The sequence below is a fragment of the Nocardia asteroides genome (assembly GCF_900637185.1).
Lineage (GTDB): Bacteria > Actinomycetota > Actinomycetes > Mycobacteriales > Mycobacteriaceae > Nocardia > Nocardia asteroides.
Genome location: NZ_LR134352.1, coordinates 6,043,007 through 6,056,280, shown reverse-complemented (window position 1 = coordinate 6,056,280; position 13,274 = coordinate 6,043,007). Strand labels below are relative to the sequence as shown.

14 protein-coding genes and 1 tRNA gene are annotated in these 13,274 nt (G+C 69.1%); 10 read left to right on the top strand and 5 right to left on the bottom strand.

Features of this window, described 5'->3' with window-relative positions; translation table 11 throughout:
- Nucleotides 1-20: 20 nt before the first annotated feature.
- Both EL493_RS28155 and EL493_RS28150 read left to right on the top strand, forming a co-directional pair.
- Nucleotides 21-761: a DsbA family protein gene (locus EL493_RS28155; RefSeq protein WP_019048526.1), complete on the top strand. Its 741-nt coding sequence runs from the start codon at nucleotides 21-23 to the stop codon at nucleotides 759-761.
- A 192-nt stretch (nucleotides 762-953) separates the two neighbouring features.
- Nucleotides 954-1,026 (top strand) — tRNA-Ala (locus tag EL493_RS28150).
- A 156-nt stretch (nucleotides 1,027-1,182) separates the two neighbouring features.
- On the opposite strand, the gene EL493_RS28145 is transcribed toward EL493_RS28150, so the two are convergent.
- The gene (locus tag EL493_RS28145; protein WP_019048525.1) at nucleotides 1,183-1,545 is read right to left on the bottom strand and encodes a nuclear transport factor 2 family protein; all 363 of its coding nucleotides are present in this window, start codon (nucleotides 1,543-1,545) and stop codon (nucleotides 1,183-1,185) included.
- Nucleotides 1,546-1,697: 152 nt separating this feature from the next.
- Nucleotides 1,698-2,414, bottom strand: a complete 717-nt coding sequence (locus EL493_RS28140; RefSeq protein ID WP_019048524.1) for a histidine phosphatase family protein — start codon at nucleotides 2,412-2,414, stop codon at nucleotides 1,698-1,700.
- 257 nt (nucleotides 2,415-2,671) lie between these two features.
- On the opposite strand from EL493_RS28140, the gene EL493_RS28135 reads away from it, so the two are divergent.
- Nucleotides 2,672-4,300 (top strand): acyl-CoA dehydrogenase family protein, encoded by a 1,629-nt coding sequence (locus EL493_RS28135; protein WP_019048523.1) that lies wholly within the window; start codon nucleotides 2,672-2,674, stop codon nucleotides 4,298-4,300.
- Nucleotides 4,301-4,323: 23 nt separating this feature from the next.
- Nucleotides 4,324-5,352 (top strand): AurF N-oxygenase family protein, encoded by a 1,029-nt coding sequence (locus EL493_RS28130; protein ID WP_019048522.1) that lies wholly within the window; start codon nucleotides 4,324-4,326, stop codon nucleotides 5,350-5,352.
- Here the strand turns inward: EL493_RS28130 and EL493_RS28125 are convergent.
- Nucleotides 5,321-6,076, bottom strand: coding sequence for a PaaX family transcriptional regulator C-terminal domain-containing protein (locus tag EL493_RS28125; protein WP_022565482.1), 756 nt, complete (start codon nucleotides 6,074-6,076; stop codon nucleotides 5,321-5,323). The genes EL493_RS28130 and EL493_RS28125 overlap by 32 nt on opposite strands.
- Nucleotides 6,077-6,362: 286 nt before the next feature.
- Here EL493_RS28125 and EL493_RS28120 point away from each other — a divergent pair, with 286 nt between their 5' ends.
- The 5 genes from EL493_RS28120 (at nucleotide 6,363) to EL493_RS28100 (ending at nucleotide 10,889) form a co-directional block, all read left to right on the top strand.
- The gene (locus EL493_RS28120; RefSeq protein WP_022565483.1) at nucleotides 6,363-6,962 is read left to right on the top strand and encodes a Uma2 family endonuclease; all 600 of its coding nucleotides are present in this window, start codon (nucleotides 6,363-6,365) and stop codon (nucleotides 6,960-6,962) included.
- A 250-nt stretch (nucleotides 6,963-7,212) separates the two neighbouring features.
- Entirely contained in the window at nucleotides 7,213-7,698 is a 486-nt protein-coding gene (locus EL493_RS28115) for a class I SAM-dependent methyltransferase (RefSeq protein WP_232017259.1), read from the top strand.
- A gap of 107 nt (nucleotides 7,699-7,805) precedes the next feature.
- Nucleotides 7,806-9,308: an MFS transporter gene (locus tag EL493_RS28110; protein ID WP_019048518.1), complete on the top strand. Its 1,503-nt coding sequence runs from the start codon at nucleotides 7,806-7,808 to the stop codon at nucleotides 9,306-9,308.
- A gap of 81 nt (nucleotides 9,309-9,389) precedes the next feature.
- Nucleotides 9,390-10,421: a fatty acid desaturase family protein gene (locus EL493_RS28105; RefSeq protein ID WP_232017258.1), complete on the top strand. Its 1,032-nt coding sequence runs from the start codon at nucleotides 9,390-9,392 to the stop codon at nucleotides 10,419-10,421.
- A gap of 84 nt (nucleotides 10,422-10,505) precedes the next feature.
- Nucleotides 10,506-10,889 (top strand): DUF1304 domain-containing protein, encoded by a 384-nt coding sequence (locus EL493_RS28100; protein ID WP_019048516.1) that lies wholly within the window; start codon nucleotides 10,506-10,508, stop codon nucleotides 10,887-10,889.
- Between the two features lie 6 nt (nucleotides 10,890-10,895).
- On the opposite strand, the gene EL493_RS28095 is transcribed toward EL493_RS28100, so the two are convergent.
- On the bottom strand, nucleotides 10,896-12,242 hold the full coding sequence (locus EL493_RS28095; RefSeq protein ID WP_022565486.1) for a permease prefix domain 1-containing protein: 1,347 nt from the start codon (nucleotides 12,240-12,242) through the stop codon (nucleotides 10,896-10,898).
- Entirely contained in the window at nucleotides 12,242-12,604 is a 363-nt protein-coding gene (locus EL493_RS28090; RefSeq protein ID WP_019048514.1) for a PadR family transcriptional regulator, read from the bottom strand. The genes EL493_RS28095 and EL493_RS28090 overlap by 1 nt, the downstream gene beginning before the upstream one ends.
- Nucleotides 12,605-12,767: 163 nt before the next feature.
- On the opposite strand from EL493_RS28090, the gene EL493_RS28085 reads away from it, so the two are divergent.
- On the top strand, nucleotides 12,768-13,235 hold the full coding sequence (locus EL493_RS28085; protein ID WP_036836519.1) for a hypothetical protein: 468 nt from the start codon (nucleotides 12,768-12,770) through the stop codon (nucleotides 13,233-13,235).
- The last annotated feature ends 39 nt before the right edge of the window (nucleotides 13,236-13,274 follow it).

Below are 13,274 nucleotides of genomic sequence, written 5' to 3'. Positions count from 1 at the left end.
GCTCGAGGCAGAGTGGACGGGTGAGCAGCGCCGGTTCTTCGCACAATCCCCGCCCCGTCTCCAGCAACACCACCTACGCCTTGGCCGCGGTGGCGCTGGTGGTGATCGGGTTCCTCGTCTTCGCCGCGTTCAAGTGGAACAAGCAGGCGCCCACCGAGGTGCGCAACGACGGCTACGGCGCCGTGCGCGAGGCCGCGGTGCAGGTCACGGCCTCGCCGGAGGGCGTCATCCGGCTCGGCAGGCCCGACGCCGCGAAGACCGTCGACATCTTCGAGGACCCGATCTGCCCCGCCTGCGGCGTGCTGGAGACCACCTTCGGCCAGGAAATCGCCCAGAAGATCGACGAGGGCAAGCTGGCGGTGAACTACCACTTCGTCACGTTCCTCGACGCCCAGTCCAAGAGCAAGGACTACTCCACCCGCGCCTTCGCGGCCAACCTCTGTGTCGCCCAGGCCAACTCGGGCCCGGCCTACGGCAAGTTCCACGAGGCCCTGTTCACCACCCGCCAGCCCGAGGAGGGCGGCGAGGACCTGAGCAACCCCGCCCTGGCCGCCCTGGCGATCGAATCCGGCGCCCCCGAGTCCGTCGGCCCCTGCATCACCAACGGCACCCAGCTCGACGCCGCCCGCGCCGCCGCCAAGAAGAACCTCGACGATCTCGACGCCCGCACCGGCAACAAGGCGGCCACCCCGTCGGTATACGACGGCACCACCAAGATCGACTGGACCGACGAGAACTGGGTCGTGAACCTCGCCCCCTGATGCCCCCGGCCGCGCGCGCGTGAGGTTCGGCACATTCTACTCCGCCCCCACGACCCCCGCCCCCCACGCGCGCCACACCCGCCGCACCCAAAACACCACTTTTTTGCCCTCTACCAGCCGATTTGTAGTCGCCGAGATGCATGGTGTAACTTCATTCAGGCAGCAGCGAGAGCGGCTGAAACAAAAGAACAAGGGGCTATGGCGCAGCTGGTAGCGCACCACACTGGCAGTGTGGGGGTCAGGGGTTCGAGTCCCCTTAGCTCCACTTTCTTCGAAGAAGAGGTCCGGCTTTCGAGCCGGACCTCTTCTTCGTTTCGGCGATGATGCCCTCGCTGAAAAAGGAACTGTCACCGGAATTCTCGGACCTGCGGTGGCACCGAGATACCTTCGCGTCGAACAGGCCGGACAAGGTCGCCGGGATTCAGTCGGCCACCGAGGCGTGGGCGGCGATGACTCGCCAGCCATGGGAGTCGTCGTATGCCCAGGTGCGGGTATAGCGCATCCTGGCCGCGAATGGTGATCCGTGAACGCTGCCCTCGACGCGGCCGAGGAACCACGTGACGCCGGTTGTTCCTTCCACCAGTACGGTCAGCTGTTCTTGCTCGAGTTTGGTCACGACCTGACCTTTGGTGCGGTGCAGCTCGAGGTCATCGGACTTGGTAGCCGTGTCGGCGCCGATCGTGAAGATCAGCCGATCGTCCAGCAACTCGTCCAGCGCCTGGACGTCGCCGGCCAGCTGCGCGGCCTGCAGCCGCCGTTCGGCTTCTCGCAAGTCCTTCTCCATGGCCCCACCTTGCCAGTTCGGTGGTGGTCGAGCACTCCTGTTTCGCTGACGGCGGACCCACTTTCGCGGATACCGGGCGCCTCCACTGTCGACGAGGAGGTCTGGCCTGCGCGCCGGACCTCCTCGTCGTTTCGGGGGGCTGTCGTCTCGGATCAGGAGACGGAATGGCCGTCCCACGAGACGAGTTTCCAGCCCTTCGCGGGGCTGCCCTTCACGACCACCCGGCCGGTGTTGTGCAGCGGATCGGTCTGCAGCTTGCTCATGTCCGGGTCCTTGACGGTCATGAGGGCCCAGATCATGATGGCGCCGCCGTGGGAGAAGACCACGGCCCGCTTGTCGCCGCGGTCCTGGATGTCCTGGATGGAGTCGTCCATGCGCTTCTTGAACTCGTGGCCGTTCAGGGAGCCGGGGATGCGGGCGTCGAGGTTGCCCTGCATCCACTGGATCGGGGCGGCGAGGTAGCCCCTGGGCGCTTCCGATTCCGGTGTGCCCTCGTAGATGCCGGCTTCGATCTCGTGGAAACCGTCCTCGACGATCGTCGGCATGTCGCATCGCTGTGCGGTCGGCGCGGCGGTCTGCTGGGTCCGCACCATCGTCGAGGCGTAGACGCCGTCGAACTTGCAGTCGCCCAGGAACTCCGCCACCGCGGCGGCCTGACCCTGGCCCTTGGCGGTCAGGTCGGGTCCCGGCACCGAGGTGTCGATCAGGCCCGAGGTGTTGCCCGCGGATTCGGCGTGCCGGACGAAGGTGAGGAACATTTCACCGGTGCTCGGCGCGGCGACGGCGCTACCGCCGCCGGCCGCGGTGAGGGCCCCCGCCGCGATGATCGCTCCGATGATCGCGGACGGACGGGTTTTCAGCAGACGCATGTTGACTCCTTTGTGGCTCTGCGTGTGAGCCAGGACACTAGGGTCCGCTCGCCATGGCTCCTCCGCTCTCTCCCGATGGCCGGGACACCTCCGTCGCGCCCCTTGCCTACTCGCGCTCGATGTGGCTCATGCCGGGGACCTCGCCGAAATCGGGACGCACTGTTCCGCGATTGGGTATTGCAAAATCTCATCGCGCGCTACAAGCTTGTAATAGATCGCGGTACGCCTTCCCGCCCGGCCCAGGGAGATTTCTCGCCATGACTCACGTCGTCACCAATCAGGTCCCGCCGCTCGTCGACTACGACGCCGCCGAGCAGCCCGTCATCCTCGAAGCGCTGCATCGTGCCGGCGCCGGTCACGCGCTCGACGAACTGCACGAAGTCGGGCGTCTCGCGGGCAGTGCGCACGGTCAGCACCTCGGTGACCTGGCCGAGGAACACCAGCCGGTGCTGGAGACGCACGATCGCTACGGCCATCGGATCGACGAGGTCCGCTACGACCCCAGCTACCACGAGCTCATGCGGCATGCCGTCGGCTTCGGCCTGCACGGCGCGCCCTGGGCCGACACCAGGCCGTCGCCGCACCTGGTCCGCGCCGCGAAGTTGAGCGTGTGGGGCCAGGTCGACGCCGGACACGGCTGTCCCATCTCGATGACCTACGCCGTCGTCCCCGCCCTGCGCGCGAATCCGGAACTGTCCGCGCGGTACGAGCCGCTGCTCACCACGCGGGTATACGACCCGGTCCTCGCGCCGCTCGCGGGCAAGGGCGGGCTGATCGCGGGCATGTCGATGACCGAGAAGCAGGGCGGCTCCGACGTCAGGGCCAACACCACCACCGCCGTCGCGCAACCCGACGGCAGCTACCGGATCACCGGGCACAAGTGGTTCACCTCGGCGCCCATGTCGGACTTCTTCCTGGTGCTGGCCCAGGCGCCGGGTGGCCTGTCGTGCTTCTTCGTGCCGCGCGTGCTGCCCGACGGGACCCGCAACCCGTTCCGGCTGCAGCGGCTGAAGAACAAGCTGGGCAATCACTCCAACGCCAGCAGCGAAGTCGAATACGACGGCACCGTCGGCTGGCTCGTCGGCGACGAAGGTCGTGGCGTGCCCACCATCATCGAGATGGTCAACCTGACCCGCCTCGACTGCACCCTGGGCTCGGCCACCGCCATGCGCACCGGCGCCACCGCGGCCATCCACCACGCACTGCACCGCCGCGCGTTCGGCGCCGACCTCATCGACCAGCCGCTGATGCGAAATGTGCTGGCCGACTTGGTCATCGAAGCCGACGGCGCGAGCACCGTCGCGCTGTGGCTGGCCGATCTCACCGACCAGGCGACCGCGGGCGACGAACAGGCCGACCTGCTGCGCCGGATCAGCCTCGCGGTCAGCAAGTACTACGTGTGCAAGCGGGCGCCCAGCCATGCGGCCGAGGCGCTGGAATGCCTGGGCGGCAACGGATATGTGGAGGACTCGCGCATGCCGCGGCTCTACCGCGAGGCACCGCTCATGTCGGTGTGGGAAGGCTCGGGCAATGTGGCCGCGCTGGACACGTTGCGCGCCATGGCCAAACAGCCGGCGGTGCTCGGCGTCTTCCTCGACGAGGTGAAGCGCGCGGCGGGCGGTCATGCCGCACTCGACGCCGCCATCTCGCGCCTCGAAGGCCAGTTCGGCGACTTCGAGACCGCCCAGCACCGGGCGCGCCGCATCGTCGGCGACATGGCCCTGGTGCTCCAGGGCTCGCTGCTGCTGCGCTATGGCCACCCGGCTGTCGCGGAGGCGTTCGCCGTGACCCGGCTCGGTCGCGACCGCGGTGACGTCTTCGGCACCCTGCCCGTCGGCCTCGACACCGGGGCCGTGATCGACCGGCTCACGCCCAAGCTCGGCTGAGCCACCGACCCGAGGAGTCGACGATGACACTCGCGAATCGCGCACCCGGCGAACGCCATCGAGCCGGCGAACCCGAGGATTACGCGCGCCTGCTGCACGAACTGGCCGACGCGTCGGTGCACCGCCACTTCGATCCCTACCGCGACGTGGCCTGGGACGACCCGGAGGTGCGGGTCGTGCCCGACGATCCGCGCTGGATCCTGCCGGACTTCGACCCGCTGGGCGGCCACCCCTGGTACCGGGCGTTGCCGAGGGAACGCCAGATCGCCGTCGGCATGTATCGCCAGGCGAACACCGCGCGGGTCGGTCTGCAGTTCGAGCAGCTGCTGATCGCCGGATTCATGGTGTATCTCGGGCGGCTGCCCAACGGGTCGGCCGAATTCCGTTACGCCACACACGAAGTGATCGAGGAGTGCAACCACACCCTGATGTTCCAGGAGGCGGTGAACCGGTCCGGGGTCGACGCTCCCGGCTTCGGTCCGCTGTTCCGGGCGGTGGCGCCGCTGGTGGCGCTGTTCCCGCGGATCTCCGGGTCGTTCTTCTTCATGTGCGTGCTCGCCGGCGAGGAACCCATCGACCACATCCAGAAGCAGTACCTGCGCAGCGACGACGGCTATCACCCGATGGTGCGCGGCGTCATGCGGATCCACGTGGCCGAGGAGGCGCGGCACATCTCCTTCGCGCACGAGTTCCTGCGCACCCACGTGCCGCGCGCCTCGGCACCCGCGCGGTTCGCGCTGTCGCTGGTGTTCCCCGTCGCGCTGCGCGTGGCGTGCGATCTGATCGTGGTGCCGCCGCGCGAGTTCTGGCGGGAATTCGAGGTGCCGGATGCTGTTCGGCGCGAGGTGTTCTGGCGCTCGCCCCGGGCACGCGCGACCCTGCGCGGCTACTTCGGAGACGTCCGGATGCTGGCCGACGAGATCGGGCTGATGAACCCGGTGGCGCGGCTGCTGTGGCGCGGGCTCGGCATCGACGGGCGCCCCTCGCGGTATCGCGGGGAGCCCGATCGGGAACCCGCGGTCACAGCTGCGACGGCGGGTGCTCGCCGATGAGGTTGGTGGCGAAGGTGTAGAACTCGGTGCGGAAGTCGGCGTAGCGGGCGCGGAGGGCGTCACCGGGCCAGTCGGTGGGCAGCAGCTGGTCGGGCAGGACCGGGTCGTCGAGGATATGGCGCACGGTCGCGGCCGCGACCTCGAAACGGGCCGCGAGCGTGTCCGCCTCGGTGAAAGCGGCGAGCAATTCGCGGGCCCGTGCCGCCCAGCCCGCCGGGTCGAACAAGCGGTCCGCGAGGGAGTCCGACGGTTCCTCCGGGGTGCCGTGGAAGACGCTGACCCGCGCACGGAACGCCTCGGGCAGGCCGAACGCGACATTGTCCGGACGGCACCACACTCCCTCACGCAATTCGCCGAACCTGGCCTGCCGCAGGGCTTCCCGCACCGCGGCCCGGTCGGTGGAATCGCTGGCCCCGACCGTCACCACGGCCAGCACCCACCCGCCTTGCCATGGGCGCGGATCCGGCGAGATCGCCACATCCTGGCGCCGCTGCCGCTCCGCGAGCCGCCCCGACAGCCGATACGTCGCGTCGCTGCGCTCCAGATCCCCGGCCGCGACCATCCGCGTGAGCGCCGCCCGCACCGCCGACTCCTGCAAACCCAGCCCGGCCCCCACCCGCACGATCCACCGCGCGGGCGCCTCCGCCGGATGCGCCCCCAGCAACACACTCAAGATCGCCGACCGCGCAGTCAGCGCCCGCACCGCCGTCCCGCCACCAGCCATCCGCCGATCGTATCGGTCCTCCCGAAAATCACTGTCGCCCCGCCCGCCCACCCGGCTACAGTCGAAGCACGCAAGCGGACGGGCCGGACTCGGTCGGTTACCTTTGATCCGCAGGTCGCGGGTTCGATCCCCGCCGGACACCGCGAGGTGCCCGTAGCTCAGCTGGCAGAGCAGCCGAACCGTCCCGGCCGAACCCCACACGCCCGTCCCTTGCGTCCCTTGTCCTGATGTCCTCGGTCTCTCCGGGAGCGTCCAGCTCGGCCCGAGGCCTGCAATGATGGGCGGTATGAGCACCCCTGACCAGCATCGCGAGCGGCGGCTGACCGCTTCGGAGTTCCTGGACGGCGCGGCGGACGATCTGGGGGACATCGAAATCGTCGACGGCCGGGTCGTGCAGCTGATGGCGCAGAGCCCTCTGCACAGCCGCGTGGTTCGGCGGCTCGCGGGGTTGCTGGAGGCGGCTCGGCGAGCAGGCGGGCCGTGCATGATCGTCGACTCCGATGTGGCGGCGCGGTTCGCCGATGCCGACTCCGCCAAGCCGGACCGGCGGTTGAACATCCGCTATCCCGATGTGTGGATCCGGGACTGCGAACCGTACGACGTCAACTCGGTCCGGGATCATCTGCTGCTGGTTGTCGAGGTCACCTCCGTGTCCACCATCGACGCCGATATCACCGACAAGCGAATCCAATACGCGGCAGCGGGAATTCCGCGCTACCTCATCGTCCGTCTCGACCAGAAGGAAGACCGGATCGAGGAGATCGAGGAGTATCGCCTCGACTGGTCCGGGCGTCGCTACCGGGTACACACCGTCCACCGGCGGGTTCTCCTCCTGGACGAGCCCGTCGAAGTGACCATTCCGTTCGACACCTTGGAACAGGCCTGACCCGCTCGGCGCGGGTGAGAATGGTGGGGTGGGAACGGGACCTGGGGTGCGGTTGGTCGGTGACGGTGCGTTGGAGTTGTCGGGGGTGGTGGCCAACAACGCGATGAATCGGGGGCGGGGGTTGGTGGGGGTCAACAGTTATGCGAAGGAGCTGGGGTTCGATCCGGGGGGTTGGGTGGTCGAGCGGGTGCGGGCGGCTCCGGGGGTGGGGGTGACGTGGGTGGATGTGTGTTGTGGGTCGGGGCGGGCGTTGCTGGAGGCCGAGGAGCGGTTCGCTCGGGAGATTCCGGATGGCGAGGTCTCGGTGATCGGGGTGGATCTGGTGGACTTCTTCGCCGGGCGGCCGCGGAGTTCGCGGTTGCGGCTGGTGACGGCGTCCGCGGTGGGGTGGGAGCCGCCGGGGGCGGCTGATCTGGTGACCTGTGTGCACGGGCTGCACTATCTCGGCGACAAGCTCGGGATGATCACCGCGATGGCGGGGTGGGTGGCGCCGGGCGGGTTGTTCGTCGCGGACTTCGATGTGGCGGAGATCCGGGCGGCGGACGGGACGTCGGCGGGTGCGCGGGTGACCGCCGCGCTGCGGGCGGCCGGGCTGACCTACGACCGGCGGAAGCGGCGGGTGCGGGGAGTGGGGCCGCGCAGGCCCGAATTCGGGGCGACGTACCTCGGCGCCGACGACGCCGCTGGTCCGGGGTATACCGGGCAGCCGTCGGTGCGGTCGTATTACGACTGGTGATGTCGCGCAGGGGTCTTCGGTCAGCGGGGTGGTGGACGCGCCAGTAACCTGTGGCCGTGAGACCGATGGATGCGGCGCCGGGTGCACCGGCGCGACCGGGAGTCGCTTTGGCAGCGGTCGTCGCCGTGGTGTTCGTGACCTTCTTGGACACCACCGTGGTCAGCGTTGCGCTCGGCGATATCCGACGCGAGATGAGTTCCGACGTCACCCAGTTGCAGTGGGTGGTCAACGCCTACACGGTGGTTTTCGCGGGGCTGATGCTGGCCGGTGGATCGCTGGGCGACCGCTGGGGGCGTAAACGGGTGATGATGGTCGGCCTGGTGATCTTCTGCGTCGGGTCGGTGGTGTCGGCGCTGGCGAGCAGTGTGGCCGTGCTGATCGCCGGACGCGCGATCATGGGTCTGGGCGCCGCCGCGTCGGAGCCGGGGACGCTGTCGGTGCTGCGGCACATCTTCCCGGGGGAGCGGTCGCGGGCGAAAGCGGTCGGCGTGTGGGCGGCGGTGTCGGGCCTGGCGCTGGCGGCGGGCCCGGTGCTCGGCGGCGTGCTCGTCGACCAGTACGGGTGGCGCTCGATCTTCTGGTTCAACCTGGTGATCGGCGCGGTGGCGCTGCTGGTGGCGCTGTGGTCGGTGCCGGAGAGCGCCGATCCCCGGCACGAGCCGGTCGACTGGGCCGGCGCCGTGCTCAGCGCGGCCGCGTTCGGTGCGCTGGTCTACGCCGCGACCATCGGCCAGGACCGCGGCTACACCTCGCCGCCGGTGCTCGGCCTGTTCGGTCTCGGTGGTGTCGCGCTGATCGCGTTCGTGCTCGTCGAGCGCCGGGTGCGCGCGCCGCTGCTGGACTTCCGGTATCTGAGACTGCCGGTGGTGCGCAGTTCGCTGGTGGTGGCGTTCGCCGTGTACTTCGGCATCTTCTCGATCTTCTTCTTCACCGCGCTGTATCTGCAGATCATGCAGTCGTATTCGGCCGGCCGCACCGCCGCGGTGTTCGTGCCGATGGCCGTCACCATCGTGCTCGGCTCGCTGGTGGCCGGGTTCTGGGTGTCGCGGCGCGGTGCGCGAGTGCCGATGATCCTCGGTTGCGCGGTCGCCGCCGGCGGCATCCTGCTGACCCGGCACGAACTGGACGGGGCGCTGCACGATCCGATGCTGGCCGCCGCGATGGGCGTGGCGGGTCTCGGGTTCGGGATCGCGGTGGTGCCGTTGACCTCGGCGGTGATGTCGGGGGTGCCCGCCGAGCATTCGGGAATGGCCGCGGCGGTGACCAATACGATGCGCCAGGTCGGATCGGCCTTCGGCGTCGCCGTGCTGGGCGCGCTGGTGAGCGGGTTCCTGTCGGCGGATCTGAAGGCACGGATGACCGAACTGGGCCTGCCGACGACGCTGCAACCCGACGCCATCCAGGCCGTCGAGCGGGGCCGCATCCCCGAGGGCGTCGACATCGGCCCGTACCTGAAGTACCTGTCGAAGGTGAACGAGGTGCTCAACACGGGCAAGGTGGCCTTCCATCACGGTCTCGATGTGGCCCTGCTGGTTTCGGCGATCTTCATCCTCGTCGCGGCCGCCTTCACCGCGGTCGACACCGGCCGCCGCCGGAAGAACGCGGAGTGAGCGAGGCGACGTCACGCGGATGTCGTCCTGTGCCACAGGGTTGTTCACCCGGTGGTGGTCTCGATGCCGCACACTGATCCGGTGGTGACTGTGTCGGGCGTCGTTCCCGTGCGTGGCAGCGAGTACGCCATCCTCCTACGCCGGGTGCGGGCGGCGGGTCTGCTCGCGCGGCGGACACGGTACTACGCCGTGAAGAGCGCGCTGACCGCCGCGGCGTTTCTGGGTGGCTGGGCGGTGTTCGCCGTCCTCGGCGACTCCTGGTGGACCCTCGCGGTGGCGGCGTTCCTGGGCGCGGTGTTCGCGCAGATCGCCTTCCTCGGCCACGATGCCGGGCACCGGCAGATCTTCGCGGCGCGGCGGGCCAACTATCTGTACGGCCTGATCGCGGGCAATCTCGCCATCGGGTTGAGCATCGGCTGGTGGACGAGCAACCACAACCGCCACCACGCGCACCCGAACACCGAGGGCGCCGACCCCGACGCGATGGGCCTGCTCGCCTTCTCCGGCGACCGCGCCAGGGCGGGCAGTGGTGTGCGCCGGGTGATCTTCCGCTACCAGGCCTGGCTGTACTTCCCGCTGATCTTCCTGGAGGCGGGCAGCCTGCACTACGCGAGCGTGCGGGCGGTGCTGCGCTGGCCGATCCCGCACCGGGCGCTCGAGGGCGCGACGCTGGCGGCGCACGCGCTGGCCTACTGCTCGACGGTGTTCCTGGTGCTCCCGCCGGGAAAGGCGCTGGCGTTCATCGCCGTTCAGCAGGGCCTGTTCGGCTTCTACATGGGCTGCACCTTCGCGCCCAACCACAAGGGCATGGCGGTCCTGCCCGAGGGGGACAGCACCGACTTCCTGCGCAGGCAGGTGCTGACCTCACGCAATGTGCGCGGCGGGTTCCTCACCGACACCGCCCTGGGCGGCCTGAACTATCAGATCGAGCACCACCTGTTCCCGTCCATGCCGCGTCCCAATCTCGCCCGGGCGCAGCCGATCGTCGTCGACTTCTGCGCCGAGATCGGGGTGCCCTACTGCGAGACGAGCCTGTTCGAGTCCTATGCGCAGGCGCTGGGTCACCTCGACGAGGTCGGCAGGCAGGTCCGACCGCTCGCGCGGGTCGGCTAGCGCGTCGCCGGTGCGGCGGCGCGGGCGCGGGAGATAATCGCGGCGAACGCCCGGTGTGGGCCGGGCCCTTCGAGAGGTGGACCGATGACGGCGGTCGCGGTGGTGTTCGTCGGGATCGCCGTGCTGTTGCACGGCTACATCTTCGTCATGGAGTCGCTGCGCTGGACCCATCCGCGCACCAGGGCGACCTTCGGGATCTCGGCCGAGGAGGCCGCCGCCACCCGGGAGATGGCCTTCAACCAGGGGTTCTACAACCTGTTCCTGGCGGTCGTCGCGGCGGTGGGCCTGGGCTTCACCCTGTTCGGCGACACCGGGATCGGGTTGGCGCTGGTGCTCGCGGGCGCGGGTTCGATGGTCGCGGCCGGGGTGGTGCTGCTGGTCTCCTCGCCGGACAAGGCGCGGGCCGCGCTGATCCAGCTGGTACCGCCGTTGATCGGCTGTGCCGCGCTGGTGCTCGCCCGGCTCTGAGCGGCCTCAGACGAAGCCGAACAGCGGCGGCACCGCGACGATCACGACGGCGGCCCAGATCCCGTACACCGGCAGGTAGTGGGTCTGCCAGCGCTCCAGATCACCGAATCCCCGCCGGCCACGGACGAATCCGAGACCCAGCCACAGCGACCACACCAGGTTCACCGCCAGCACGATGTTCATCCCGAGCGCGACCACCTTGTTCGGCGACGAACCGAATTCGGCGATCCGGGTGAGCATCGCCGCCAGCATCACCACGTCCACCGCCAGGGCGGCCGCCACCAGCACCAGCTGCGCGCGGTCGAAGAACCCGGGCGGGGCCAGCGGATCGCGGGCCGAGATCGCGTACAGCAGCAGGCCGAGCACCAGCACCAGGATGAGGTCCATCAGGATCAGCAGACTGCGGTCCACGTCGAGCACACTGCGGGTGGTGGCGAACGCGGCCAGCAGGGCCAGCAGCATCACGATGGTGAGCGGGGTGAACACCCGGGTGAGTACCGGCGCGATGTTCTCCACCACGTTCTGTTTCGCCTCGACCAGCCACGCCGCCACGATCACCGCGCCCGCGGCGCCGAACGGCACCACCCAGTCCTCGATGATCGGTTCGATGTCGAAATCCAGCGTCGAGAACGCGCCGACCGTCAACCCGATCAGGACGCCGCCACCCAGCGCGAGCAACGTCAGGTAGACGAACCACTCCCCGGTGAAGCGGATGAAGTCCATCCGCCGCCGGTCGCTGCGCCAGTCGCCGCCCACATAGGCCAGGCCGACGCCGAACCACAGCGCGATCGGCGCGTGGATCATGGCGATGACCTCGGTCGCGGCGCCGACCTCGAACGGATACAGGTTCAGGATCAGCGCGGCGAGCGCGAACGGCACGGCCAGCGCGACCGCGACCTTGACGCGCACCTGCCGTTTCCACGCGAAATACCCGGCCAGGAACGGCAGGACGAGCAGCGAGAGGTTACGGCCGAGTGCCGATTCACCGAGCTCGGCGACGCCGATCTTCAGCGTCAGCGCCGCGCCCACGGCCAGCGCGAGCACCACCGCCAGTTCGCGATTGCTGCCGCGGTCGGTCTCCGCGGACTCGGCGGGCAGCAGTACCAGCTGTTTCCACAGCCGCTCGGAATGTTCGCGGGCGAACTCGCGCGAGATCGCGTCCAGGTTGCCCATCCGCTTGACCGCCACCAGGAACGCCTCGTCGCCGGCCAGGCCCGCGTCCTGGAGGGCCGAGACCTGTTCGCGCAGATGGTCTTCCATTTCGTCGACATCGGCGACCGCGATCACACGGTGCCGCTGGACGTAGCCGCGCCACTGCGCGATGTGGTGCTGCAACTGCGCTTCGGTGTCCATCACGCCCATCCCTTCGCGATGTTCGGCGGTGTCGTCGCGTCGCGCCAGACCTGGTCCAGCGCCTCGGCGACGACGGCCCACTGGGCGCGTCGTTCGGCGAGCGCGGCCCGGCCGGCGTCGGTGATCAGGTAGTGCTTGCGGCGGCGGCCCGCCTCCGAGGTCCGCCACACCGAGGTGACGTGACCGAGGCGTTCGAGCCGGTGCAGCAGGGGGTACAGCATCCCGTCGGTCCACTGCATGCGGCCGCGCGAGAGCGCGTTCACCTGCTCGAGGATGGCGTAGCCGTACGACTCGCCCTCGGCCAGGATGCCGAGCACCAGCGGGGTGGCCGAGGCCGCCACCAGATCCTTGTCGATCCGCATCGCACTCCTATACCTAGAAGATCTAGGGCACAACCTAGCAGATCTAGGTATCACTCGGCAGTGGTCGCCCTCAGTGGCGTTCGGTGCTTTCTGTCGGTAACGATTCGGCGCCCTGGTCGATACGGTGGGTGGGTATATCGCAGACACGAGTGGAAGGATCTGGATGACTATGCGCGTGAAGTCGATGCTCGCCGGATTGGCGGCGGGAGCGGTGGCGATGGGCACGATGGTCGCGGGAGCGGGGACGGCGAGCGCGCTGCCCAGCAGCCTGGTCGGGATCAACTGCATGGGCTTGAGTCCCAATATCGTCGACGTGCCCTACAGCAACCAGGTGATCGTCTCCTACCTGCGCGACCAGTCGGGGCTGCCGTCGTTCACCGTGCATTCCGGCGCCAGCATCTGGGGTTACCAGACCCACCCGACGCTGACCTGGACCAACCTGGCCACGGGGGCGTCCGGCTCGCTCACCGGGCACACCAACATCTCCTCGATCTTCGGCACCGGCGGCACGGTGTACTTCACCGACGTGCCGACCGGCACCGGCCCGGTGCGCGTCGACCTGTCGATCGTGAACACCGGCCTCGTCCCGGTGCCTGCCGTGACCTGTTCGGGTACCACCGACATCGTCTGAGCGAGCTGTCGACATCGGCCGGGCACCGTCGGGTGCCCG

Coding starts and splice junctions, on each gene's coding strand:
- EL493_RS28135 (WP_019048523.1), top strand. CDS start 2,672: ATGACTCACGTCGTCACCAATCAGGTCCCGCCGCTCGTCGACTACGAC.
- EL493_RS28130 (WP_019048522.1), top strand. CDS start 4,324: ATGACACTCGCGAATCGCGCACCCGGCGAACGCCATCGAGCCGGCGAA.
- EL493_RS28145 (WP_019048525.1), bottom strand. CDS start 1,545: ATGGAGAAGGACTTGCGAGAAGCCGAACGGCGGCTGCAGGCCGCGCAG.
- EL493_RS28140 (WP_019048524.1), bottom strand. CDS start 2,414: ATGCGTCTGCTGAAAACCCGTCCGTCCGCGATCATCGGAGCGATCATC.
- EL493_RS28090 (WP_019048514.1), bottom strand. CDS start 12,604: ATGCGGATCGACAAGGATCTGGTGGCGGCCTCGGCCACCCCGCTGGTG.
- EL493_RS28085 (WP_036836519.1), top strand. CDS start 12,768: ATGACTATGCGCGTGAAGTCGATGCTCGCCGGATTGGCGGCGGGAGCG.
- EL493_RS28095 (WP_022565486.1), bottom strand. CDS start 12,242: ATGGACACCGAAGCGCAGTTGCAGCACCACATCGCGCAGTGGCGCGGC.
- EL493_RS28120 (WP_022565483.1), top strand. CDS start 6,363: ATGAGCACCCCTGACCAGCATCGCGAGCGGCGGCTGACCGCTTCGGAG.
- EL493_RS28125 (WP_022565482.1), bottom strand. CDS start 6,076: ATGGCTGGTGGCGGGACGGCGGTGCGGGCGCTGACTGCGCGGTCGGCG.
- EL493_RS28100 (WP_019048516.1), top strand. CDS start 10,506: ATGACGGCGGTCGCGGTGGTGTTCGTCGGGATCGCCGTGCTGTTGCAC.